Source organism: Paenibacillus sp. P4_A9, from assembly GCF_056402415.1.
The window spans coordinates 33,315-58,381 of the sequence record NZ_JBFUHL010000038.1 but is presented as its reverse complement, the minus strand read 5'-3'; the positions used below and the strand labels follow the sequence as shown (position 1 = coordinate 58,381).

19 protein-coding genes are annotated in these 25,067 nt (G+C 46.4%); 4 read left to right on the top strand and 15 right to left on the bottom strand.

The features are described from left to right. Nucleotides 1-216: 216 nt before the first annotated feature. From AC1DVJ_RS21340 to lacZ, 5 genes are all read right to left on the bottom strand, one after another. Entirely contained in the window at nucleotides 217-2,553 is a 2,337-nt protein-coding gene (locus AC1DVJ_RS21340) for an AraC family transcriptional regulator (RefSeq protein ID WP_477593188.1), read from the bottom strand. 19 nt (nucleotides 2,554-2,572) lie between these two features. Further along, on the bottom strand, nucleotides 2,573-4,666 hold the full coding sequence (locus AC1DVJ_RS21335; protein WP_477593187.1) for a right-handed parallel beta-helix repeat-containing protein: 2,094 nt from the start codon (nucleotides 4,664-4,666) through the stop codon (nucleotides 2,573-2,575). A 62-nt stretch (nucleotides 4,667-4,728) separates the two neighbouring features. After that, nucleotides 4,729-5,871 (bottom strand): glycerate kinase, encoded by a 1,143-nt coding sequence (locus AC1DVJ_RS21330; RefSeq protein WP_477593186.1) that lies wholly within the window; start codon nucleotides 5,869-5,871, stop codon nucleotides 4,729-4,731. A gap of 34 nt (nucleotides 5,872-5,905) precedes the next feature. Then, nucleotides 5,906-6,787 (bottom strand): NAD(P)-dependent oxidoreductase, encoded by an 882-nt coding sequence (locus AC1DVJ_RS21325; RefSeq protein ID WP_477593185.1) that lies wholly within the window; start codon nucleotides 6,785-6,787, stop codon nucleotides 5,906-5,908. A gap of 126 nt (nucleotides 6,788-6,913) precedes the next feature. Further along, nucleotides 6,914-10,063, bottom strand: a complete 3,150-nt coding sequence (lacZ, locus tag AC1DVJ_RS21320) for a beta-galactosidase, LacZ type (protein WP_477593184.1) — start codon at nucleotides 10,061-10,063, stop codon at nucleotides 6,914-6,916. A gap of 133 nt (nucleotides 10,064-10,196) precedes the next feature. Between lacZ and AC1DVJ_RS21315 the strand changes: the two genes are divergently transcribed. Further along, the gene (locus tag AC1DVJ_RS21315; RefSeq protein WP_477593183.1) at nucleotides 10,197-11,033 is read left to right on the top strand and encodes an AraC family transcriptional regulator; all 837 of its coding nucleotides are present in this window, start codon (nucleotides 10,197-10,199) and stop codon (nucleotides 11,031-11,033) included. Nucleotides 11,034-11,165: 132 nt separating this feature from the next. On the opposite strand, the gene AC1DVJ_RS21310 is transcribed toward AC1DVJ_RS21315, so the two are convergent. From AC1DVJ_RS21310 to AC1DVJ_RS21285, 6 genes are all read right to left on the bottom strand, one after another. Continuing rightward, on the bottom strand, nucleotides 11,166-11,465 hold the full coding sequence (locus AC1DVJ_RS21310; RefSeq protein ID WP_477593182.1) for a hypothetical protein: 300 nt from the start codon (nucleotides 11,463-11,465) through the stop codon (nucleotides 11,166-11,168). Between the two features lie 122 nt (nucleotides 11,466-11,587). Then, nucleotides 11,588-12,457, bottom strand: a complete 870-nt coding sequence (locus tag AC1DVJ_RS21305) for a sugar phosphate isomerase/epimerase family protein (protein ID WP_477593189.1) — start codon at nucleotides 12,455-12,457, stop codon at nucleotides 11,588-11,590. A gap of 35 nt (nucleotides 12,458-12,492) precedes the next feature. Then, nucleotides 12,493-13,353 carry a sugar phosphate isomerase/epimerase family protein gene (locus AC1DVJ_RS21300; protein ID WP_477593181.1) on the bottom strand — a complete coding sequence of 287 codons (861 nt, stop codon included), beginning with the start codon at nucleotides 13,351-13,353 and terminating at the stop codon, nucleotides 12,493-12,495. A gap of 32 nt (nucleotides 13,354-13,385) precedes the next feature. Next, entirely contained in the window at nucleotides 13,386-14,450 is a 1,065-nt protein-coding gene (locus tag AC1DVJ_RS21295) for a Gfo/Idh/MocA family protein (RefSeq protein WP_477593180.1), read from the bottom strand. A 163-nt stretch (nucleotides 14,451-14,613) separates the two neighbouring features. Continuing rightward, a complete protein-coding gene (locus AC1DVJ_RS21290) occupies nucleotides 14,614-15,582 on the bottom strand; it encodes a quinone oxidoreductase family protein (protein WP_477593179.1) in 969 nt (322 codons plus the stop codon). 120 nt (nucleotides 15,583-15,702) lie between these two features. Further along, the gene (locus AC1DVJ_RS21285; protein WP_477593178.1) at nucleotides 15,703-17,349 is read right to left on the bottom strand and encodes a putative bifunctional diguanylate cyclase/phosphodiesterase; all 1,647 of its coding nucleotides are present in this window, start codon (nucleotides 17,347-17,349) and stop codon (nucleotides 15,703-15,705) included. Nucleotides 17,350-17,597: 248 nt separating this feature from the next. Between AC1DVJ_RS21285 and AC1DVJ_RS21280 the strand changes: the two genes are divergently transcribed. The 3 genes from AC1DVJ_RS21280 to AC1DVJ_RS21270 all read left to right on the top strand — a co-directional run bounded on the left by AC1DVJ_RS21280 (nucleotide 17,598) and on the right by AC1DVJ_RS21270 (nucleotide 20,183). After that, on the top strand, nucleotides 17,598-18,362 hold the full coding sequence (locus AC1DVJ_RS21280) for a phytanoyl-CoA dioxygenase family protein (protein ID WP_477593177.1): 765 nt from the start codon (nucleotides 17,598-17,600) through the stop codon (nucleotides 18,360-18,362). A 121-nt stretch (nucleotides 18,363-18,483) separates the two neighbouring features. Beyond that, on the top strand, nucleotides 18,484-19,314 hold the full coding sequence (locus tag AC1DVJ_RS21275; RefSeq protein ID WP_477593176.1) for an AraC family transcriptional regulator: 831 nt from the start codon (nucleotides 18,484-18,486) through the stop codon (nucleotides 19,312-19,314). 185 nt (nucleotides 19,315-19,499) lie between these two features. Further along, on the top strand, nucleotides 19,500-20,183 hold the full coding sequence (locus AC1DVJ_RS21270) for a DUF559 domain-containing protein (RefSeq protein ID WP_477593175.1): 684 nt from the start codon (nucleotides 19,500-19,502) through the stop codon (nucleotides 20,181-20,183). A gap of 555 nt (nucleotides 20,184-20,738) precedes the next feature. Here AC1DVJ_RS21270 and AC1DVJ_RS21265 read toward each other — a convergent pair. The 4 genes from AC1DVJ_RS21265 to AC1DVJ_RS21250 form a co-directional block, all read right to left on the bottom strand. Next, nucleotides 20,739-22,583 carry a heparinase II/III family protein gene (locus AC1DVJ_RS21265; RefSeq protein WP_477593174.1) on the bottom strand — a complete coding sequence of 615 codons (1,845 nt, stop codon included), beginning with the start codon at nucleotides 22,581-22,583 and terminating at the stop codon, nucleotides 20,739-20,741. 166 nt (nucleotides 22,584-22,749) lie between these two features. Then, a complete protein-coding gene (locus AC1DVJ_RS21260; protein ID WP_477593173.1) occupies nucleotides 22,750-23,382 on the bottom strand; it encodes an SGNH/GDSL hydrolase family protein in 633 nt (210 codons plus the stop codon). A 175-nt stretch (nucleotides 23,383-23,557) separates the two neighbouring features. Beyond that, nucleotides 23,558-23,728, bottom strand: a complete 171-nt coding sequence (locus AC1DVJ_RS21255) for a Spo0E family sporulation regulatory protein-aspartic acid phosphatase (RefSeq protein WP_477593172.1) — start codon at nucleotides 23,726-23,728, stop codon at nucleotides 23,558-23,560. 269 nt (nucleotides 23,729-23,997) lie between these two features. After that, entirely contained in the window at nucleotides 23,998-25,065 is a 1,068-nt protein-coding gene (locus AC1DVJ_RS21250) for a dihydrodipicolinate synthase family protein (RefSeq protein ID WP_477593171.1), read from the bottom strand. Nucleotides 25,066-25,067: the final 2 nt, after the last annotated feature.

Sequence of the window (25,067 nt, the reverse complement as noted above, 5' to 3'; positions counted from 1 at the left end):
TTTGGTTTGGATGTGATTTCCTCATTGTGCTCCTCCTCCATATCCGTATCTTGCCACAGGTTGAAGCGTTTACATAGCGTACGATGTTCGAATTCATGTAGTAAGGATGTGTACAATGTTCGAATTACTCTCTTTCTCCCCCTAAAATGCTAAAAAACCGCCCTCCAGTCACCAAGTGGTGGTAGAAGTGGCGGTCGGACAAACACATTCCCCTTGTTACGAAATGGATTTCTTCATGCGATATTCCTTCGGTGTACTGCCGAATTTAGCTTTGAACAGCCGAAAAAAGTAACTTGGATTCGCATAACCGCATTTCTCCATGATATCTAAGACCGAATGATCTCCGTTCTCAAGGAACTGCTGCGCATGCTTTAGGCGGATTTCGTTGATATATTCCGTGAGTGTCAACTGATAGCTATCCTTAAACAATTTCCCCAAATAAGCGGATGACAGCTTTACTGTTGCGGCAATCGATTGTTGACTGAGGTTAATATCCGCATACTTCTGGTGAATGAGTTCTTTGACCGTTTCCAGGATCATGTCATTCCGTTCCACATTGGACGGCTTCTGACCCTCACAAATTTGTGCACATAAGGCTAGCAGGGATACGTACATCTCCTCTAGTGTTTCTTTCTGCTGCGGAATTTGATGGATATAATCCACGTTGAAGCTCATCTTCGTTACTCGATTTTCCATAATTTCAACGACCGTATACTTGATTACCCAAGCTAAATTCGTTACGGCACGATGGATATCATGATAATGAAAGGTGGCAAAAAGGGAGAATGCTTTCTCCAGCTCGATCCCCGCTTCTGTCATTAAACCCTTCTTCAAGCTCTCGGATAATTTCCGCTCGATCGTATCTGGTATCGAAACTCGCTTGTTGGCATTGTTTTCTTGGACCCTTTCACTTGTAATAATGGACTTGTAACCGAAAATTAATTTGTACAAGCTGTTTTGCATGGCTTGCGTATAACCAGAAGATAGCTGAGTAAGCTGAGTGACCCGATCACTTATGCCGCATGAAAGACTTAGTCCGTAATAAGTCTCAATTGTGAGTTGAATATCTTTTAAGAGAGGTAAGAAATGGTCATCAAGCGTATTGTCAGCAGTGTCGGTAAGAGAAACAATCAGCACTACATGATCTCCCCAAACCTCAACGGCCTCACAGGGATACAAGGTTGACATCATTTCCTGTGCAATATTTGTAATGGCAAAGCTATGCATTTTCTTCAAGGATATCGCTGTGTTCCGACTATAGGCCTCGAAATGATCCAAACGGAGCACACAAACAACGATTTCAGACGGATAGGCGATGTTCAGCCCATACTTCTCAATAAGACTACTGATATCTTGATGTGAAAATAATTGACCATCCGAAATAAATTTCCGGATGTAGTATTTATTTACGATATGCTCGGAGCTGATCTCATGTAACGTATCTGATAGCTTCAGATAGTGTTCACTCATGGCGTGAAGCTCATCGCCTTCTGACTGCGCGGATGGCCGATCACGCGGATGCTGAAACCGAATCCGATGCAGCATATCTTCAATGGGATGATACAATTTATAAGACAGCCAAACTGAAATCCCTATCGCAATAAGAAGCAATACACCAGAAACAAGCAGCGACTTCGTTCGCGTCTGGGTGACTTCCGCCATTAATTTGTCGTACGACTGCACGTAGAGTATCGTCCAATTCGGAATCGGATTCGCCATATACGTGATCATGCTTTTGTTACCATCCACATCGCCAATGACGAATCCTGAAGGTTGGTTCGTTTCTCGTTTATGATTGGCAATGAAGGTGTGAAGGGCCTCCTGCGTCTGAACATTGGCATAGGTGAGATTAAGCTGCGAGGAGTAGAGCCGTCCATCCTGATCAGCCATGAGAATATCACCTTGCGAACGACTGCCTGTATCATTCATTTTCTTCAAGCTATCGAATACCCAATCCGACTTGATATAGAAAATAATAGCGGACTCTTTGGACGAGAACGGCTTTAAGGAATCGGTTACGACGAAAGCAAACGTATCAATCTGATCATCCTCACGTTCAAGGCTTACAGGGATTAGCCTGGAGGTTTCATGCTTTTGAGTAGGATCGTGCAGCCAATCTTGAATTTTCTTCTTCGTTACTCCACCATCCAATAAGAAATTGCTGGTCGTGCCGTAGATCTCATTTTGAGTATGATTGTAGACAACCATGGAATGTAAAAAGGAAGAGCTTTCCAAAATATTCGACATGCGCTGGTAACCGCGGATTAAATCCATTTTGGGCAAATTTTCATCAAACATAAGCGGAATCAATAAGTTATCCTTCAGAACAAAGCTCGATAAGTGCGTGATGATTTCATTCATGTACGAGAAGTTATATTGCATCTGCGTGAGAATTTTGAGATTCGAATCCTCCTGCATTCTTTTCACCGATTTCTCTAGAAGGTACGTATTAGCAAAGGTAGAGGCTAATAGGACAATAACCATCGACAACATGATCGAGCTTAGTACGCGCTGCAAATATTTCTTGGATTTATAGAAGCCAAATCCTTTCAAATGTACCAAGCCCCTCTCACTATGTCGATTGTACGGCTGGCCCTATCTGATGATCGTCGATGTCCTTCCAGCCTAAGGAATAAGCAGGTGAATTCGGATGAAGTCGGGAGTAACCGTCCTCTGTGTGCATGATCTGCGGATCGGCAATGAGCGATTGGGCATCGAACTTCCCTCCGAGTAAGGAACGCCACACCTGCCAGTCATAGATGTGCCGACCAAGTACATCTACCTGTGATGAGGATAAAGGTAGGACACCTGCAACCTGACAGACACCCTTCGCCTGATCCTGCCAATATAGATTACGATCTGCTTCAGCGAATTTATCATCGCGCCAATTAACGAAATAGTATAAGTAGCCGGAGTTATACACCACGTTCCCAAGCACCCTAACATCCTTATTGTMCTCGCCAGCCATCTCTTGGGTACCAATCGCGGCTATGGCATCGGGATTCGCAACGAGCAAATTCCCCTGTATGAGGTTGCCTATGCCTTTGGAGAAAATCAGCATCCAGAGCTTCCCTTCCCCTGTGCTATATAGCTGCGTTAGGACATTTTGAGTAACGGTAAAGTAATCCGATGCATCATCCAAATAAATGCCGAAGCCAAAAGAAAAATGAATCCCACTATGATGTAAGCGGTTACGGTGTATCGTGTTATGTGTCCCAACACCCCATGATTCAATCAAACCGCCGTCCTGGCTGTCGATCATGACATTCGAAATATCATTATAAGCCATATAATTATTGCGCGTATGTAGGAAATCCCAATGATTGTCCCATGTAACCGTTATCCCATAAATGGTATCTGGCATAACTTTGTGACGTAAGCCTTTCAGCGATATGCCGTATCGCGGCATATGCGAAATCAGATTATGTGTGATGTGGTTATGACCACTTTGATAGAGCAGAATCCCGCAACCATGACCAATTAACTCGCCGCCATACCGAATGGTGTTATTCGTAATTGTATGTTCTTTATTCGTGTAGGATGCTGCCGCAGAGGTAAATGAGCCTTGAAGTGGTGAAAATCCGGAAGCACATATCCCCATATATCCCATATGCTCGATTCGATTACTTTGAATATGGATGTTTCGCGTATGCTGATCCAAGAATATGCCGCAGCTGCCTGCGTTTATGATCTGGCAATGCGATATTTCGATATCCGCTGCATAATTGAGATAGAGTAATCCTTCCCGATGCTCATCCCGCTCCACGTTGCTCAAGCCTTCATCTTCCTGAATCATCCGATACTCTGACCAGAAGTCTGTGATGGAGAAATGGAGTCCATGGAAATGGAGATGCTGAATAGGCTCATCATGACCGTTGCCTCTCATTTCAATCAGCCTTGTGACCGTTGGTACGATAATCTCTTGCTGTAACGGTGAGCCATTCTTCGGTTTATAGTAGAGCCAGCCTTCCTTTTCATCCAAGTAAAATTGACCTGGTGCTTGAAGAAAATCGAGTGAGCCCTGGATAAAATAACGTGAGCCTGCGCCTATACCCCAGATCGAGGGATGCTGGAATTGCACAAATCTTGCCTCTGCATCATGCGACCTCAATGCTCGCAGCTCTGAAAACCAGTTCCACTCTCCTTTGCCAGGCCAAATGAATATCTGCGCTTGAGACAGGTCGCTCCCTTTAGAAATATCCCCCTCACGGTAGTGGATTCCTTCTTGGTAAGCGGATTCTGGCTCGCCATCCACTTGAAAATACCCCACAGCTGGCAATCTTGCTTTGGCGATGCGCTCCCCATCCGCATAGATCGTATGGAAGCTGCTTCCAGCCCCCACGAATGCTCGCCACATGTCTGCGCGATATGGCTCCCAGTTCGTAACTGCCCTGCCGCCTACGATGTTCACTTCTTCACCAGGTACATTTCGGTAGGTAACACGGCAGCCATTTCTGCCTGAATCGCGCTCATCGAATTGCCAGGTATCCGCTAAATAATAGGTGCCGCCGTACAAAAACACGATGACATCGTGATTCATCCCGTTTTGGATGAACTTCCTAACTGTCATCTGTGCTTTCGTTATCGTTAAGAACGGCGCTTCCTTACTGCCATCGTGATCATCATTCCCAGAAGTCGCTACATAGAATTGGTTGGCCAATGTCATGTGATTGCTCCTTTATCATCATGATAACCTTATTTATGACTAGTGACTTGTATGTATACCTTTCATTTGCCTAATTGCCCTGCCAAAAAGGTACGCATCACTTGCTCCGCCTTCTGCGCCAAAAGCTCAGGCGTTCGACTCATCGCCTCTTGAAGCGTCATCGGACCGTTCACGATACTGTGAATACTGGTCAGGCCATGTTCATACAGCTTCTCAATCCCTTGCCCGATTGAGCCTGATAGGACGATAACGGGAACGCCGTGCTTTTGTGCAGCCTGCGCAATGCCCATCGGCGCTTTGCCGGAAGCAGTCTGCGCATCTGTCTGCCCTTCGCCGGTGAAGACGAGGCTTGCTTCTTGCAGATGCTCATTTAGCTTGGTCATCTCAATCACCACATCGATACCGCGTTTCGTGCTCGAAGGGAAGAATGCTTGAAACGCACCGCCAAGCCCTCCCGCCGCGCCAGCCCCAGGCAACTGATGTACCGCTTTCCCCGTATGCACTTCTATGATATCTGCCCAATGAGTGAGCGCTCCATCGAGCGCTTCGACCATCTCCGGCGTCGCACCTTTCTGCGGTCCGAAGACTAGCGATGCCCCTTGCGGGCCAATGAATGGATTCGTGACATCGGATGCAATGATAAATCGAGATTGGGCAATGCGCTCATCCCACCTTGAGTCATCGATCCGCTTAATGTCAGACAGCGCTTGTCCTCCAACGGCTACCTCGCGCCCATCCTCATCCAAAAGCTGTAAGCCCAAAGCTTGCAGCATACCGCATCCACCATCGTTCGTCGCGCTGCCGCCAAGCGCAAGAAGAAACGAACGATAGCCGTGATCCAGCGCATGCCGAATTAACTGACCTGTGCCGTACGTTGTCGTCACCATCGGATTTCGGTGCTCCGTTGGGATTAGGATTAATCCGGAAGCCGTCGCCATTTCAATCACGCACGTGACGCCGTCTCCAAGGACACCGTACACGCCGGTCACCTCATCTTGCAGCGGTCCTTGCACAGGGATAGAGATCTTAACACCGTGTGTTGCCTGTACAAGGCTATCCACCGTGCCTTCTCCCCCATCTGCCATAGGAATGAGGACGGTTTCTGCCTCTGGCTTAGCCCGCAGAATCCCGTCTCTTATCGCCATGGCTGCCGCTTCTGAGCTAAGGCTGCCTTTAAACGAATCCGGTGCAATTACGATTTTCATAAGTCAGCCTCCTGGTCATACGCACTGTACAAGCTTATTTATTAATTAATTTATACAACGCTTGGGTACCACTATCCTCTTCGCCCATGGCCGCTAATTGTTCATAGAGTGATTTGGCCAGAGTCAGGCCTGGGAGCTCTACTTTCATTTCTTCTGCCGATTGCAGGGCAATCGTCATATCCTTAATGAAATGCTTGACGTAAAAGCCTGGTGCAAAATTATCTGCAATCATCCGCGGCCCCAAATTACTTAAGGACCAACTGCCAGCGGCACCAGTTTCAATGCTTTGCAGCACCGTCGTAGGATTGAGTCCTGCTTTCTTCGCATATACAAGCGCTTCAACCACACCCATCATGTTGCTTGCAATCGCAATTTGATTGCACATCTTCGTGTGTTGGCCCGCACCCGCTGCACCTTGATGGACGATATTCGTGCCGATCTTTTGGAAAATAAGCAGCATCTGCTCGAACACTTCGCGAGCCCCGCCGACCATAATGGACAATCGGGCTTCTCTAGCCCCGATATCCCCACCAGATACAGGTGCATCCAAGGAGAATAGCTGACGAGTCAGCGCCTCTTCATAAATCCGTTTCGCCAAGGAAGGACTCGAGGTGGTCAAATCGATCAGATAACTGCCTGGCTGTGCCATGGTCAGAATCCCATTTTGCCCAAAATAAATAGCTTCGACATCGCTCGGGAAACCGACCATGGTCATAATAACCTGGCAATTCTGCGCTAATTCCCCAGGTGAATCCTGCCAAGTCGCTCCCTTATCCAAGAGCTCCTGCGCCTTGGCTTTCGTACGTGTATAAACATGAACTTCATACCCTGCTTGCATAAAATGTCCTGCCATGCTCTTACCCATAACACCTGTTCCAATGAGTCCTATGATTGGTTTCGCTATATGTTCTGTCATGTGTGTGTCCACCTTTCTCTCGTTACCTTTTAAACTTATCACCCTCGCCCATTCTGGTCAAACTGGGAACTAAAAAAGGAGCCGTTCAATGGTAAATCTACCATCCAAACGGCACCTTGTTATTAATTAAATCCCTTTGAAAGTGAACGCATACGCATACGTACGGTTCGCGAATAGCGTAAACTCGGGATGTGTTCTTGCGCCCCAGCTATCGTCTCCGCCAACACCCATTTGCTTGTAGTTCACACGCACGACAACTTTGTCACTAACCGGAAGCTTATACGGATGATCGTGCGCTTCCAGCTCGGATGGTGAGTAAGGCAGCGCATTGAGCTCGACCGTTGGTAAGCCAGCAATACGGAGCCCGCGGCCTGCCGCATTCGTTAAGGTCGCCCAACGAACATCAGTCTTATTGCCACATTCTTGCGGGCGCAAGTATGGAACGAATTGTTCTTCTACAGTCCCGCTATGAAGCGCAAGCTTCGCGCCTACATTGCGATCCCAGTGGTTTTCGTGCGGCCCGCGGCCATACCAGGTTAAGTTCTCGAAGGCAGCATCCACTTCGAACATGACGCCTACTTCAGGGATTTCTGGCAGCTTGTCGCCAGGCGTTAATTGCATACTAACCTCAACTTCTCCTGAAGAAGACACCGTGTAAACGAGCTGTGCCTCGGAAGCAGGCTGTGTCGCCAGTTCAAAGCGTACACGAACCTCAGCGCGTCCAGCATCTAGCGACTTTGCGTTCAAGGAAAGCAGCTTACGTCCACTTCCAGCTTCCTGCCATGGCGCACAACGAATGTGGTGCTGGTTCCCGCGGTCATTATCGGTATAAGCGCGCCAGAAGTTCGGTACCGGTCCTGTTTGGAATAGCTCAACTCCGTCGAACTGATAGGAGGTAATATCGCCCGTTGCTGTGTTGATCTGAAGTGAGAAATGCTCTCCGTTTAGCGCAATCGCTTCTGTTGAAGTAACAATTTGCACAGCTGCGTCCGTAGAGATCGTTGCAGCTGATTCTTTCTCTGCTTCCCAATTGCGTGAGTGTGCAGCTCGATTAACCGCAGGCAGGATAAATTGCTCCCAAGCAATTTCATGCCCTCTAACGGACCATTGCGTGTCATCCTTCAAGACCAAACTCAGCGTTAGGATGAATTCATCGTTCGGGAATTGACTTTCTACAGCGTCCAGTGCAAGCTCAATGATCGTTGTTTCACCAGGTGCAACCGAGTAAGGAGCGCTAATCGTACGGCTAGCCGCCGCGACACCATAACGAGCAATGGTCCAAGTCCAATCAAATTCATTCAGATTCGTGAATAAGAATTGATTCGTTACCTTGATTTGACCTTTCGCCGCATCAACAGCTTCAAACTTCACATTCTGGTAGCATTTCTTCACTTCATGCAGCTTCGGTGAAACTGAGCGATCCGCGAAAATCAAGCCATTGCCACAGAAGTTGCCATCATTCGGCGTGTCACCGAAATCGCCGCCATAAGCTTGATACGTGATGCCATCTGGTGTCGTCGTGCGAATGGATTGATCGATCCAATCCCAGATGAATCCACCTTGTAGAATCGGGTATTTATCAAATAGCTCCCAGTATTTAAACAGATTGCCGCAAGAGTTCCCCATTGCATGGCTGTATTCACAAAGAATAAAAGGTTTTTTCGGTTTGTTTTTCGCGTATTCTTCGATTTTTTCAATTTTGGAATACATATGGCTTTCGATATCTGAAGCATCATCTGATGCGCGCCAATTGAACACACCTTCGTAATGAACGACTCTGGAAGGATCTGTTTCACGTAAGAAATCATGCATCTTCAAGAAATTGTCGCCGCCCGAGGACTCATTGCCAAGCGACCAGATCACAATGGAGGGATGGTTCTTATCCCTTTGCAGCATTGAATTTGCTCGATCAAGTACGGCTCCCGTCCATTCAGGTCGGCTTCCTGGCACCGATTCTCCTAGTTCCTCTTGCCCATAGCTCCAGGAACCATGGGTTTCGAGATTCGTTYCATCAATGACATACAAGCCGTATTGATCACAAAGCTCATACCACATCGGATTGTTCGGATAATGGGAAGTCCGCACAGCGTTGATATTATATTGTTTCATGAGCAAAATATCGGCAAGCATACTTTCCGCTTCGACGGAACGTCCGCGATCCCGGTCAAATTCATGGCGATTCACGCCTTTGAATACAATCACTTCGCCGTTAATTTTCATCAAGCCATCTTCGATCTCAAACTTGCGGAAGCCTACTTTACAGCTTTCCGTCTCTAGGAGTGTACCTTCTTCATTCCATAAACGAAGAACTAACGTATACAGATACGGACTTTCTGCACTCCATTTGGCTGGCAGATCCATGTGAGCGGAGAATTCAACCGCTTGCGTAGCTGTGCCGCTTGTTTGAATCCCAACGCGAAGAGGCTCTTCCCATTGTGCTTGCTGCTCACCATCGTATAACATCGCTTCCACCTGATGCACGCCTTGACTTTTCAGATCATAATTGGTGATCGTAGCTTGAATGTGCAGCTCCGCATCCTGGCATGCGTTATCTAGATACGTGTTTACTTTGAAATCAGCGATATGCGCCGTAGGCGTTGTATACAAATAAACATCGCGGAAAATCCCGCTCAAACGCCAGAAATCTTGATCTTCTAACCAACTTGCATCGCTCCAACGATAGACTTCAACAGCGAGCTTATTCTCGCCCTCGATCAGATAAGGCGTAATATCAAAATCCGCAGGTGTAAACGAATCCTGGCTAAAGCCAACCAAATCACCGTTCACCCACACGTAAAAGGCCGATTCCACACCTTGAAAGCTGATATACACCGGTTGCCCGTTCCAACCCTCTGGGATCGAAAAGCTGCGCACATAAGAACCGACTGGGTTATACTTCACCGGGGCAAAAGGAGGCTTAAGATCCTCATGACCTACCCACGGATAAATGATGTTCGTATACTGCGGGAAATCGAAGCCCTGCAGCTGCCAATGGGAAGGCACGGCAATTTCCGCCCACTCGTTTGTGTCATATTCATTCTTGTAGAAATCCTGTGGACGTCCATCAGCGTTCTCTGCAAAATGAAATTTCCACGTGCCATTTAAGTTTTGGTAAAATTGTGAAGCTTCACGAACGCCTGCCAACGCTTCTGCTTCTGTATGATAAGGCATTAAGGTGGCATGAGCCTCTAACCGATTCAATTGGTATATTTGCGGATTATTATTCCATTCAGGGTAACCGTTTTCAGGTGCTGTGTATACAAATTTGTTCGCCATGGATGTTTTTCCTCACTTTAGGTTATTGGATGATGAATCGACCTGCTTCCCCTTATTGTACAAGACAACTATTTCTTTTAAAATATAAGATACAACGCCTCCTATATTAAAAAATGAAAGAGATGATCTTTCCTTGGCAACTGATTATCGAAAGTTTTTCGTCATTACGGAAACCGACCGCAAGCTCCCCCTTATCCTGGAAACGATCGGATATGAGCGTGAACAGCAATACTATGAGCGCGAGGAAGGTTATCCATGCTTCCACTGGCTGCAAACGATTGCCGGCAGCGGTGAAATCATTCTGGACAGCGGCCCTGTTAAGCTTGGTGAACGGCAAGGCATGTTGCTCGCGGGCGGCGTCCCTCACTCTTATCAAGTACCAGAGACCCCGTGGTCGACTTGGTATTTAACATTTGATGGCGCGTTAGCCGCGTCCATTGTACATGCTTTAGAAATCCCGCTGTCTACCCCCATCAGTTGGGGAGCTGACACGCCTCTTGCTAGCATTCATGACTACTATTATGAAAAATATCGCGATAGCCACGACTTCACCGGAACCAACGGTTCCTTGGAAATATATCAATTCCTTACGTTGCTTAAAAAGCATGGCATCATTAACAAAAGCGCCTCATTCTCGCAAAGCCACGAGCGGCTTCTGCCATTGCTGCTCGAGCTGGAGCATGGCTTCGCCGCGCCACACGTTGGACTTAGCTGGATGGCCACCCAGCTCGCTGTGTCTCCGCAGCATGTGAACACGTTATTTCGTCGCGCTTTTGGGCTCTCACCCTACCAATACCTGCTTCAGCTGCGCCTGCAGAAATCCAAAGAAATGCTGATCGCTCAGCCTGAGCTAACGGTTAAGCAAATCGCCGAGGCAACGGGTTTTCTCGATGCTTCGCATTTCATCTCTACATTCCGTAAAGCCGTTGGCCAGACGCCAGATGTGTTTCGGCATCCTTATATTAAATAGGCGCCCCTACATCATTCGAGCAAATTTAGCGTCATAAAATCCAGTTATTCTATCTTAGATACTCGCTAGACTTCCAGAATAGCTGGTCGGGACACACAAAAAAACCGCCGCGGCGGTTTTTAAAACATCAATTTATGAGATTTTATGATTGGGTATGAATTCGCTATGCACTTCCAGCAGCTTCTGGACGAAAATCTCAAAGTCTCGTAAATTCGACGAAAATTTGAAATCGGTTACACCAGTGTGGAAATCAATAACGGTTAAAGCCACGCGATTATGGGGGTATTCGGGAATGGGGTCAGAGGCAAGTGAAATATTTTTGAAAGGGTAGATGGATGTTTCACCGTAGAAACGAAGCACTGTTAAATGATCATCTCTTAACTCCAACGAAATCTGCTGTTCCGAATCCGTGAAACTCTTCAGTGTACTCATCATAAATCAATCCTCCTCTTGTCCTCTATTTTACTCTCATTTTGGAGGATTAAGAAGCCCAATTTGTAAATATTGTTAATGCATTAATGCAAAAAACCTCGCCAATGGCGAGGTCCCAGCACCTATTTATACTTTTGAATAAAAGCTATTGCACTAGCAATATCTTTCTCTGGCTGATCCCCAACTTCACGTTCGATCGTTAGGTAGCCTTTGTATCCAATCTCTTGCAGCGCCTGGAAGTAGCGGCCGAAATCAACATGACCTTCACCTAAAGCTAACTCGCGATACGAATCTCCCGATGTTGCTGCCTCCGCAATATTCTCATGCGTCATTGGCTTATAGCCTAGAGAGCCATACACTTCACGCGGGTCTGCTTGACGCAGGCGAATGCCGTCCTTCACATGCGTGTGGACGATGTAATCCTTCAGCGTATATACCCCCTGAACAGGATCATCGCCTGTCACCATCACCATATTCGCCGGGTCAAAGTTAACAGAGACACCTTTGGTGGATAGGTTATCTAGAAAGCTTTTCAAATGTGTCGACGTTTCCGGCCCTGTTTCCACTGCAAAATATGCGCCCAAGCTGCTCGCATACACCCCAAGCTCTTCACAAGCTTGCAGCATCGTTTGATAAATAGGATCGTTCCGATCCTCTGGTACAACACCGATGTGTGTGGTTACAACGGAGGAGCCTAGCTCAACAGCAAGATCAAGAATGCGTTTGGATTTCTCAATTTTCGCTGCATTCACCGTCTGATCCTGAAAGCCATGTCCACCCAAATCGCCGCAAAGAGCTGAAATTTGAAGATCCAACGACGCGATGTAGTCACGTAACTCTTTACGTGCCCCCGGCGTTAAATTAGCTGGGTCCATCTCACCGGAAACTGCGTAAATTTGGACGCCGTCCGCTCCGAGCTCTTTCGATTTCTTTAATCCATCTCGTAAACCAAGACGCAAGCTATCTACCATAATTCCAATTGGATTGATCATCATGTCTTCAAACACTCCTTATCATGAGCATAGCGTTAGTTAATTTCATACCAAATTCTTTGAATATTTTGTAAGCCAATCAACGTGCCTTTCTTACACTCTTCCATCCCTTCAAATTCCAAGGAAATGTAGCCGTCGTAGCCTGAGCTTTTGACCACACGTAGGATTTCACGCAAATTCAAATCCCCTTGTCCTACAATCGCTCCGCGCAAATAGGTACCATAAGAGGACTTGAACCAGCCTTCTCCTGGATTCTGATTGGATGGACGAATGTAGAAATCCTTCACATGGACAATAGAAGCATACGGAAGGTTATTCGTCACGGCGGCAACGGAATCCTCGTCTACGCAAACAAAATTACCAACATCTAAGGTTGTCCGGAAATTCGCACGATCAACGGCATGAATCAGGGCTTGAACACGTTCACTATGCTGCACGAAGAAACCGTGATTCTCAACGCTTGTAACAATCCCAAATTGGTTCGCGTAATCAGCTATTTGACGACAAGCCTCAGCTAGACGCTCCAAGTTAGCGTTGAAATTTCGAATTGAGAGATCCTCACTTCGCGCAACATCATGCCGCATTTTCGAAACACCCAGTCTGGCAGCAAGATCGACCTCGCCCTTCACACGCTCAATTTCCTGCAAATACTGTTCCTCAGTCTCTGTTAAGAAATTGGCGCCGATGGCGTAATTGGAAATCGCTATACCTCGAGACTGAGCTTTCTCACGAATCGCATCCGCAAGCGCAAAGTTACCCGGTAAATCAAACCCCAATGGCACAATCTCGACATGTTCACCGCCCTGATCCGCAATCCAATCGATAACGTCCATGATCGACATTTCGCCAGACTTTAGCGCCTGGTACAAGCTATATGTGCTAACCCCTAACTTCATACGCGATCCTCCTATGCTCCGATTCGATCGGGCTATATTCTGATTTCTTGACCTTTGGCTGCTGATTCATAAATGCCGCATAAGATTTTCATCATTTCAAGTCCATCTTCCACCGGGCTAATCGGTGTTTGACCTGTTTGACAACAGGAAACGAAATGATTGATTTCATTTTGAAAAGCGCTGCTGACATCAATCGATTTGTTATTGATTTGTGGAGTCACATTCGTAATCGTGTCTAGTATCTCGGTTACAAACACAATTTCAGGCTCAAGCTCAACGCCGCCTTTGTCACCATAGAGTTTGACAGCGTTTACATCCTTCTTAGCATGCAGCGTGAAACTAACGTCTACCATGAGGGATGCCCCATTTTCAAATCGTATCAACACATTCGCCAAATCCTCAACGGTATTGCGCTCCGCATCATAATCGGCTGCTTGATAAAAGGATAAGTTCTTTACATTCTTCCGATTGCCAAGCTTGTTATACGTATGCCCGCTTACCGCAACCGGCTTCGGTTTGCCCATTAAGTACCAACATACATCAATCACATGTACGCCAATATCAATCAGCGGACCGCCACCGGAGCGTTCAACATCCGAGAACCAACCGCCAGGATTACCTAAACGACGGAGACACGACGCTTTGGCATAATAAATTTCACCCAATTGACCATTATCTATAAAATGCTTCACAAGCTGAGCATTCGTATCATATCTTCTTACAAATCCAACTTGTAGAATTTTCCCGGTTTCACGAACCGCATCTTGAATGCGCTGTGCTTCTTCTACGGTTTTGCATAGCGGCTTCTCTACCAAAACATGCTTGCCAGCATGAAGAGCAGCAATACTGATCTCGGCATGCGTATTGTTCCATGTACAAATACTGACCGCATCGATCTCCGGATTAGCCAATAGTTCATTGTAGTCCGTATAAATATGAGCAATGTCATATTTCTCCGCTTTCGCGGCTGCTCGTTCACGATTAAGGTCACAGACAGCCACAATGACAGCATCATCTGATTTCATATATGACGCAAAGTGCAAATCTGAAATGGAACCTGCACCGATAACACCAATTCTCAATTTGTTTATGCTCATTGCACATTCAAGCCTCCTTTGAATAACTACTCCTTAAAGTTAACATGATTTGGACATAGCGAGAATACCTAGGATAAGCAACTCCATGGACTATATGTTCAAAATGCTTCAAATGTAAAAAAGCAGCAATCCTAGATCTTATCTAAGATTTACCGCTTCTATCTCATGGTATTAGCAAAATTTTGCCTGTACTCTGTCTACTCTCGAGCAACCGGTGGGCCTCAGCGCCGTCCTTCAAGGCGAACGTCGTCATGGTATCCATCTTCAGGCTCCCCTCGCGAAGCGCTTCGAACAGGTCGGTGGCTCGCCCGATACGATTGTCCAAGCTAGTCACGTGATTCCAGAGGTCGCCGCCCGTTAAGGTTTTGGAGGTATCCATCAACATTCTGGGATCCACGGGGGCTGGGTCTCCGCCTGCCATACCATAGAAAACGACAATTCCCTTCGTTCGGACCGCTGCGAAGCTGTCCATTAAGGTGGAGCCTACGGAATCATAGGCAACTTGGACACCTTCTTTTGCATAAGACCATTGCCGAATTTCTTGGACCCAGTCCGTCGAATAGAGTACGACCTCGTCTGCTCCAGCGTCAAGCGCGACTTGCTTTTTAGCTTCGGATGAGGTGAGCCCGATCACCCTTGCACCTTTACTTTTGCACAATTGGATCAAAAGCTGACCCACTCCGCCTGCTGCGGCATGGATGAGAACTTCATCTCCAGCCTGAACACGATAGCTGTCGTTCACCAAATAATGCGCTGTCATCCCTTGCAGTAGAAGGCCAGCCGCATGTTCGTACGAGATGTCCGCAGGCATCGGAATCGCGCGATCAATTGGAACAGCGACCAGCTCCGCATTAGCAAAAGGAACGTCGGCAAAGGCAATCCGATCGCCAATTTGAATATGCTTGATATGAGCAGGCACCCACTCGACGATCCCTGCCCCTTCGTACCCCAGTATAAACGGCGGCTTCCCTGCCAAATGATAATGACCTTTGCGACGATACACGTCGGCGAAATTTAGACCGATCGCTTTCGTCCTTATTAGTAATTGATCGCTGTCCACCATAGCGTCTGGTATTTCCTTATATGTGAGAACTTCGGGACCACCAAATTGGTCGAAGATTAATGCTTTCATATGCAACCTCCCGCGCTTAATTAACCGTAGTCATTTTAACATACACGATTGAAGAAACAAAAAAATGCCTCCACTCGCTATGCAGCGAATGAAAGCACGAGAAATAGTGACAGCTTATGGTTAAGCACCCGTCAGATCATGGAGTAAAGGTAACTCCGTATAGGCTACCGGTTTATTGATATAGTAGCCTTGGATTCCCCAAATCTGCATATCTGCGAGCATGTGGAAATGTTCGCTTGTTTCGATGCCTTCTGCGACAACCTCTAAATTCAACGCTTTGGCCATAGCTAAAATAGCTGCAATCAAGGGGACATTCCCGTCCGCGATGAAAATACGATCAATCTTCAGCTTATCAATCGGCAGAAGCGTTAACATGCTCAACGAGGAATATCCTGTTCCGAAATCATCCAACGAAATCGTAAACCCAGCCGCGCGCAGCTTACTTAAGATGAGTTGCACTTCCTGCAGCGAGTGCAGCGTCGTGCTTTCTGTAATTTCTAGTTCCATGGCGGGTGGTTCCACACCCTCCTCTTTCAAAATTTGCAATACCTGGTTGGCAAAGCACGCCTCATTGAGCTGTATGCGCGAAATGTTGACTGATATTTTGAATAGGGGGCCGTAAATTTCTTTCAGTTGATGCCAATCCTTGCAGGCTTGACGAATAACCCAATAGCCGATGGGCACGATGAGACCTGTTTCCTCCGCAATCGGAATGAAATCGCTCGGCTGCATGTGTCCGCCATTCTCGCTATGCCATCTCAGAAGAGCTTCCGCACCAACAGCCATTCCTGAAGCCGGATTATAAATAAGCTGATAATGCAAATGCAGTTCTTCCTTTTCAATAGCTTGCGACAGGGCTAGCTCATGGATGAAATTTTCCACATGATCGTATCGAGAAGAAGCTTCGAACAAATGATAGCGCTTCCGACCAGCCCCTTTGGCCGTGTAAAGAGCGATATCCGCTTGCTTTAGCAAATCTTGAATCGTTTCATCATGCTTTCGCTCCGCGATGCCAATACTCACATTCACTTTCAAAGCATGTTCATCTACACGGAAAGGATCATGAAATAGGTGACTCAGCTGCTCCGCCATTTCCTTGACACGTCCCGAAGGCACGGAATCGACAACAACGAATTCGTCTCCGCCAAGGCGAACAAGCGAATAACGATTATCACCAAACACCTCAATGAGGCGGCATGCCACTTCTACAAGCACCGAATCTCCAGCCTGATGACCGAAGGTATCGTTAATATTTTTGAAATTGTCCAAATCCAATAAATAGATCGTTGAAGGCTCTGACACATGCTCTAGTAAATATCTGCGATTAAACAGATTTGAGAGATCATCTTGATACGCATAGCTGTACAGGGTATTCTCATGCTGTTTACGCTCGGTAATATCCCGTGTAACTGAAAAAATAAAGTTGACATTCCCGTTTTCATCCAAAATAGGCGTTAAAATGCTTTCCCCACTTAGCATCCCATTGGGTAACATTACGCCATCCTCATACCGAATCGTCCGACGTTCGTCGACAACTCTGGCATATTTTGCATATAAATAGTCCGCCATCCCGCTCGAATTGGTTTCAAAAAAAGATTTCCCCATTTGATCCATCGTGATCCTACTAAATCGCGTTGCTGCGTTATTTACGTAAAAATACGTGATCTCCGCACCCGTAACCTTCATTATGTAAATAGAGTCTTCAATATCATCCAGCATCATTTGCAGTAAATTCAAATCCAATGTTGTCGTTGCAGGAATTGCCATTCGTATGACTCCTTTATCCGAATAACTTAAGCTTTACGCCCGCGTTGGGCCGTATGTACTATCAGTTCGACATGACTCTATATTTCCCCTTCAAAGAATGTCCTATAACGTCACCTCCCACCATCGGCTGTTAAAAATAATCGTTTTGTGCTATTCATAATCGTTTTACTTCCTTATTCTTAGATGCTTCGAGGTTTACAATTACATTATGCAAAGAAAAAGGCTATCTATCATGGGAGGTTACACAAATGATTACGAAGGGAAATCCATTCTCGCTCACCCAGTACGTCAATGAAGGCTATAGCGGACCTATGCAAGGACTGTCACTGGAAGAATCCGATATGTACTATAACCGTTTTTTCGAGGTGATTGAACAGAATAAATTTGAACCTGGTCCTACAAAAAAGAACCTATCCGCATGGCATCAACATCATCAATGGGCATATACACTTGCTACGCACCCTAGTATCGTTAACGCGATGAAGCAGATTCTGGGTGATGACTTGGTGTTGTGGGCCATGCATTTCTGGTACAAAGAGCCTAATAATGATAAATTCATTCCTTGGCATCAGGATATAAATTATTGGCCAATGGAGCCCGCAATTAATGCAACGGCATGGGTGAGCTTGGGCTGGTCCATTCGCGAAAATGGCTGCCTGCGTGTTATCCCAGGAACACATAAATCGATCGTTACGCATGTTTCTACGGGAACCGATCAAAGTGCTTTCGAGCAGGGCCTCCCTGCGGAGTCGATCGACGAATCCCTAGCCATCGACTTAGAGATGTCGCCTGGTCAAATTGCTTTTTTTAATGAAGCTACCTTCCATGGATCTGAAAATAATAAATCGAACATTCCACGCGTAGCCTTCTCGGTACGATACACAACGCCTGAGGTCAAATTCAAGATTGACGAGTGGGGCGGCGACACCACGCGCATTCGAACCTTCCTCGTGAACGGTGAAGATACGTTAAAGCGGAATGAAGATATTAAGGGCGTTGTGCCTCAGGCATAGATCAAAACCTTGAACACAATGACTGGTCCGACAGTCCTCCTCCTTGCATTACCTCGTCTAGCTGACACGAACATGGTAGAATAAGAGGACCGACGAGTCGTAGGGTGAGGAGGCGTGCGCATTGAATTCTTTTCAGATGATGATTGAATCGTTAGAGATTCGATTTCTGCATATTACACAGTATCAGCTCGATTATTCCTGGCAGGCAAAAGGTCGCACCCTACGACATTGCGTGATGTGGTTCGTGCATAAGGGCAGCTTCCAGCTCGAGATCGACCAAACTGCCTTTCGTTGTAAAGAAGGCCAAATCATCATTCTGCCTGCCCATAGTTTGATTAGCTTTCACGCCATCTCCGATGAGCTGTCGTTAACCAGCATTAACTTCGATGCCGAAATCTCCTTAGTCAGCAATCGAAGCTGGGTGCAGCTTTTGAATATTCCGATACTATTTGAGGATAGTACGACCACAGTTGAGCGTGTTGTTCAAGAGATGCTAACTCATGAGCGTGATGCGACACCTTATGCTCATCTGCTGCAGCAGTCTTCGCTGCTCCGTATCTTATATGAGCTGCTGCATAAAGGGGGCGCGAACGAGCCAAGCTCCCGTTATTCACACTTGGACAAGCGGATCCATACCATCATCCACTTTATACACGCGCATCCACAACGGATGCCTGAAATTCGAGAACTAGCTGAGCTTGTTCAACTGAGTGACTCCCATTTACGCAAAATGTTTATCAAACAAACCGGACAGGCACCACTCCATTTCGTGCATAGCATCAAAATCGAACAAGCCAAAAAGCTCCTCGCTACCAGCGTGAAGCCCGTCTCTCAAATTTCTTATGAGCTTGGTGTCGATAATGCGAACTATTTCTCACGGCTGTTCAAATCCAAAACCGGACTCACCCCGATCCAGTATCGGCAGCAGTTTGGGTTGTGGTTGAATGATTAGCGGGGTTGGATAGCTGGGGATACAATGATTACAATTTTATATTTTTATTGTAAATATATGTGAAAATGTGTTATTATTTCAAGTATATTCAATATCGGTTGTGAAGCACACACCGCTTTCTCAAGTCAGCATCTCCTGACTTTGAGGAGCGGTTTATTTATTTTGAAGCGAGGTGTAAATGTAATATGGATAATTTTCAAATCGCACACGAAGCCTACATATCCAAGCATATGTCACTCAGAAAAGGTCAACGCTTGAGGAGATTAAAGGAAGGCCATGGATATGCAGAAACCAGTTTTCTCCGCTATCTTTGGTGGAAGGCCTTTGGTAACTTTGATGATTTACACCCCGAATATGAGGTCAAAGATTTTCGTGATGGAATACGATTCATAGATTTCGCTTTTATTCGTCATTCGCTTAAACTTGCTATCGAAATCGATGGATATGGTCCACATTATATGGAGCTCAGCCGAACTCAGTTCTCCGATCAGTTAATTCGTCAAAATCATCTCATCCTTGACGGATGGTTGGTTCTTCGATTTTCCTTAGATGATATTAAAAATCGACCACGTATGTGTGAGCAAATCCTGCAACAATGCTTAGGGAAGTATTTCTGCGGATCTTTCGCGCAAGATACCTCCCTCACTTATATCGAGAAAGAAATCCTTCTTTTCGCAAATTCAACTAATAGACCCATCAAACCTATTGATGTCCAAAAACTATTCCAGTTTGGGCAAGGAAAAGCACAACGTATTTTGAAAGAAATGCTTGCAAAAGCAATTCTTGTGCCAGCTGGACATGGAACTTCCCGCATCCGTAGCTATTCACTTAACCATGCTAATGTGAATGCAAGAGGGAGTAATCCGTAGGTTTAAGTAGGAAGTAAAGAAAGCTTATTCGACTACGGAGATAACTTTAGGCTCGGTTTTGGAGCCTATTCGCCGCAGGCGAGCACTTTAGGCTCGGTTTTGGAGCCTATTTACCGGCGGCGAGCGCTTTAGGCTCGGTTTGGAGCCTATTCGCCATCGGCGAGCACTTTAGGATCGGTTTTGGAGCCTATTCGACGCAGGCGAGCACTTTAGGCTCGGATTCGGAGCCAATTCGACGCAGGCGAGCACTTTAGGCTCGGTTTCCGAGACTATTCGCCATCGGCGAGCGCTTTAGGCTCGAATTCGGAGCCAATTCGACGCAGGCGATCGCTTTAGGCTCGGTTTTGGAGCCTATTCGCCATCGGCGAGCACTTTAGGCTCGGTTTCCGAGACTATTCGACGCAGGCGAGCACTTTAGGCTCGGTTTTGGAGCCTATTCGACGCAGGCGAGCGCTTTAGGCTCGGATTCGGAGCCTATTCGCCATCGGCGAGCACTTTAGGCTCGGTTTCCGAGACTATTCGACGCAGGCGAGCACTTTAGGCTCGGTTTCCGACTCACCCCAACTCCAACGTAACAACAATACTCACCTGTGCGCCCACCTCTGCAGCTGCTAGATCAATCAAGTAAACAGTCTCCGTCCCGCCCTCGTGATTCTGATGCTCCACGACTTGAATGGACGCTGTCAACTGTTTCGCGTCATATAGCATCAACTGCTGACGTTTGCCTTTCGCAGCAGACGTCTGCGCATCATCTTTCACAAGCCGAATCTCACCAGCCTGCACGATGACTGGCTTATGCTGCGTAACGAAGCGTTCCGTCACGGCTGCGCCAGATTCATGGAATCCAAAGTAATCCGAAATGGTCAGCTTGCCTTGCAGCTTATCAAACTCGTAGCTTCGCTCAAGCTTCTCAAGTGATGGAACTGCATACGCTCGAGTCAAATCAAGCTTAAACCTGTCACCAGCATCCGTGCTATCAGCAGTTAATACTTGCGCACATCGCTCGATACCCTCTTGCTGGTGGCTGCCGTTAATAATTGGAACGCTGTGCCCAGATGAGCTGTTACAGAGAATGTCGTACCGCTCCTCACCAAAATATCCCTTCGTATACAGTCCCGCTCCGAGATCTTCGAACCATCTGATGCCATCTACGATCCAGATGAAATGTCCGAGGTCATTATGGTTATGGGGCTCATCATTATGGCCGCCTTTGGCTGCAAAACTAACGAGCTTCTCCTCAACCTTAGCTCGACTTATCATCCATTGTGCTTCTGGCAGAAATTCGGTTTGAAGCGGCATGTCTACACGTTCGCGAAGCAGCGTTTCATTCAACCACACCACATTACGCACAGCGCTTGCGAAGCGGCCGCAATGATCGACGGTTACAGGCTGATGTTCCAGCGTCGGAATTCGAATATCATCAAACTGCTCGCACAATCGGCTGAAAATCCCGATTTGAATACCATTTGTCCGAGAGCAGTCGGAGAAATTGGCAATATGGTTGCCTTGCAAGAAACAGTTCTGTGGGAATTTCGCGACTTTGCGCGCTTTGGCATCCGTTTGGAGGATATCCACTTTACCACCCGTACGCTGCTTCAGCAGTTCGCTGAAATATACGTAATAGCCAAAGCCATAATACCAGTACCCCAAGCCTTCCAAACAGGCGCCTTCCTCTGAAAAACCTTCTAGAAAGCAATCCATCGATCCGAGAACCCGCACAATAATAGGCATCAGCGCTTTCGAATCGGGCAGCAAGTAAATCGCGGCCATACCAATATTTCCCGCACATACGGCTGACCAATTAATCTCGCACGTTTCCCACCAATAGGCTCTCTTGAGTGCCATATAGGGCCCCAGAACCCGCGCCATAATCTCACGTTGCACTCTTCTCACCACAAGCGCATTAAGCTGATCTCGGAAAATATGGCAAGTCTCGCTTAGCGCATGTGCCGTTTCTGAAGCAAATAAATCAATATGTTTGAATTCTTCGCCTTCAACCGCAGGATCATGATTCATCAAATGTGCAGGCAAACACCACGTATATTCATCGCAAATAGCCCAAATGGTATCTTCTATCGCAGGAAGATAAGCCTCGACTCCATCCTTCAACGCCGCCACTACCAAAGCGGCTAACCGCCGACGACGATCAAAATAAAGCGCTTCAAATTCGATTCGTGAACCCTGCGATCGATATAAATCCCACTCTTTAAATGGCAGTGCCGCGATTGGCTTGCTCTCAAATTCCTTTACCAGCGGCGCAATCTCGTTATAGACAGAAGTGAGTAAGGGACTTTCCGTATGTAAAATGGGTGATCGAGCCACCTGTAAGGCTTCGTGAATCAAGCTTCCGTGATCGGACTCAGCTTCTAGCAAAGCTTCTAATAATAATCTACTATTCATAGTTGATCCTCCCTAAACCACACGTTTATCCTTAACTATAACTTCTAGTAACAACGGCAAACTAGTACTTATTTTTACTATTTCAAGTCTAATTTTGACCATTTCGTACTAATAGAAGAAAAGCTTCTCGCAAGATGCGGAAGCCTTCTTTCCCAACCTATTTAAATTACTCAGCAGCCCCGACAACCTTCAGCCACGCATTCGCAATTAACGCATGTCCAGCAGGAGATGGATGTACACCATCCGGCGCCCAGAATGCGCTGTTAGCTAGCGTTGAAGCTTGTGCAAATAAACCATCTAAACATAGAATACGCGCGCCAAATTCTCTCGCTAATTCACGAACAGCGGTAATTTTCGGATCCAAATCTTCTCTCCACAGCTTACGATCCTCGGGCACAGGCAAAACAAACGGCTCAATAAGAAGCAGCTTCGCTCCCGTACTAGCTGTTTGGTCAAGTAATTGCCGATATCCCTCTTTAAATTTCTCCGTCGAGGTCCCATCATTACGATCAAATCTTCGCCATGTATCATTAATGCCAATATAAATCGAAACTAGATTTGGCTTCAAATCCAAACAGTCTTGTTGCCATCGTTCTTGCAGGTCAGGTACACGATTACCAGAATTCCCGCGGTTCAGGAAGGTAATCTGTTTCTCTGGATATTTCGCTGAAAACTGTGCAGCCGCCATAAGTGCGTAGCCTCTGCCTAGATCATTGCCATTCTCACGAATACGTCCTGCATCCGTAATACTATCCCCTTGAAATAGAACGATATCCCCTTGCTCCAACCATGCTGTCATTGCGACGAACCCTCCTTTGATTAGCCCAAGCTTTCTTCTAAGTTAAACGTTTAAATTTCCTAACAAATTATACCATGTCAAGTTGAATGAGTGAACAAGAAATATCCTCAATTTAGGCTAAAAAACAAAAAAAACCGAGATTCACACTCGCAAGTGTGAACTCGGTCTTCCTATATTATGCGATGGTTCGTATAAAAAGTGATTCATAATAGGTATTAAGCAGATCATCCAATGCAATAGAAAGTTTCAATACCGTTTCAGACAATAGGCCATATGTTTGACTAGCAAGATTCAGCTCATTTCTTAACGCTTCAATCTTCTTTTCCAACTCATATCGTTGCTCCATATTGATCCCTCCGATTTTGAAATTATTCTTCTTGTGGATAACTCAACGCTCTGTTACCTACATCATAATTGATGATTGTTAAGAAACTATTAGCAAACTACTCTATTTTACGAAATTTCACAAAAAAATGCTAGATTCTTACTAAATCACCAGATATGCACGTGCCTGCGATCATGTACTTTCCCGTCATCTCATCATAACTTAGCGTTAAAGCTTTGGTAACACCTTGTGGAAAGAAACTTCATTGAGGGGCTACCATTTTTTACTAATCAGGATAACCAATTCGAGAGATTCGCCTTCACAAAGGCATCATCATTCAAGTGTGGATAGTCGCTGTACATGCGGTCGATTTCTTCGAATTGTCCTGGAGACAATTGTTCATGCGGATTCAAGCACCATGTTCCTTTCATGAGTCCTTGCCGACGGAGTACTTCATGAATACCTGGAATACAACCAGCGAAGCCGTGTGCGGGATCGAAGAATGCCGCGTTCGTTTCTGTCACTTCAATATTGCGTGTAAGCCATTCCGAAGCGAGCTCAGGGTTCATTCTTACCCCTTTAACTTCTTCTAACAGTTCCACCGCTTTCTGTGTCCATACTGCCCAATGGCCAAGCAAGCCGCCAACAATTCTTTTCTCAATGCGCTTACCCTCGACTTGAAATCTGTAAACCGTCAGGAGATCATTCACAATGTTATCATCATTTCCCGTATAGATGGCAATCTCATCTCGACGTTCTGAATAACAGACGGCACGCACCACATCGATCGTTTGATAACGATTAAACGGGGCCATTTTGATTGCGACAATGCCCGGAATATTCGCAAATTGCTTCCAAAAATCGAAGCTGTAGACCTTGCCTCCAACGGATGGCTGAAGATAAAAGCCGATCACCGGCATTTTTTCCGCAATTCGTGCGGTCCGCTCCAAGATTTGTGCCTCTGTCCAGCCACTCAAGCCGCCCATCGATAATAAAGCAGCATCATAGCCAAGAGAGATTGCTATATCTGTTTCATGAATCGCTTGGTCCGTAGGTCCGCAAATTCCTGCAACCTTGATAAACGGTCTAGTGAGCCCGGCGCGGTCCACTTCCTCCGAAGCCATACGAAGCACTTTCTCGAACAAGTTGAACTTCGGATCACGGATTTCAAACTGTGTCGAATGCACACCGACAGCAATTCCTCCCGAACCTGCGGCCATATAATAGCGTGTCAATGCCCGTTGACTTTGCTCATCCAGCAAACGATCAGCTGTTAATGCGAGAGGATGAGCTGGAATGACGAGTCCATCATGCAGCGCAACTCGTTGCTCATTACTTAATTCCCGACGTGTCGTCATCG

Bases quoted from the DNA above. Each gene is read 5' to 3' on its own strand.
- AC1DVJ_RS21265 (WP_477593174.1), bottom strand. From the start codon at position 22,583: ATGAATAGTAGATTATTATTAGAAGCTTTGCTAGAAGCTGAGTCCGAT.
- AC1DVJ_RS21325 (WP_477593185.1), bottom strand. From the start codon at position 6,787: ATGACAGAACATATAGCGAAACCAATCATAGGACTCATTGGAACAGGT.
- AC1DVJ_RS21305 (WP_477593189.1), bottom strand. From the start codon at position 12,457: ATGATCAATCCAATTGGAATTATGGTAGATAGCTTGCGTCTTGGTTTA.
- AC1DVJ_RS21310 (WP_477593182.1), bottom strand. From the start codon at position 11,465: ATGAGTACACTGAAGAGTTTCACGGATTCGGAACAGCAGATTTCGTTG.
- AC1DVJ_RS21295 (WP_477593180.1), bottom strand. From the start codon at position 14,450: ATGAGCATAAACAAATTGAGAATTGGTGTTATCGGTGCAGGTTCCATT.
- AC1DVJ_RS21330 (WP_477593186.1), bottom strand. From the start codon at position 5,871: ATGAAAATCGTAATTGCACCGGATTCGTTTAAAGGCAGCCTTAGCTCA.
- AC1DVJ_RS21260 (WP_477593173.1), bottom strand. From the start codon at position 23,382: ATGACAGCATGGTTGGAGCAAGGGGATATCGTTCTATTTCAAGGGGAT.
- AC1DVJ_RS21285 (WP_477593178.1), bottom strand. From the start codon at position 17,349: ATGGCAATTCCTGCAACGACAACATTGGATTTGAATTTACTGCAAATG.
- AC1DVJ_RS21290 (WP_477593179.1), bottom strand. From the start codon at position 15,582: ATGAAAGCATTAATCTTCGACCAATTTGGTGGTCCCGAAGTTCTCACA.
- AC1DVJ_RS21300 (WP_477593181.1), bottom strand. From the start codon at position 13,353: ATGAAGTTAGGGGTTAGCACATATAGCTTGTACCAGGCGCTAAAGTCT.
- AC1DVJ_RS21280 (WP_477593177.1), top strand. From the start codon at position 17,598: ATGATTACGAAGGGAAATCCATTCTCGCTCACCCAGTACGTCAATGAA.
- AC1DVJ_RS21255 (WP_477593172.1), bottom strand. From the start codon at position 23,728: ATGGAGCAACGATATGAGTTGGAAAAGAAGATTGAAGCGTTAAGAAAT.
- AC1DVJ_RS21270 (WP_477593175.1), top strand. From the start codon at position 19,500: ATGGATAATTTTCAAATCGCACACGAAGCCTACATATCCAAGCATATG.
- AC1DVJ_RS21250 (WP_477593171.1), bottom strand. From the start codon at position 25,065: ATGACGACACGTCGGGAATTAAGTAATGAGCAACGAGTTGCGCTGCAT.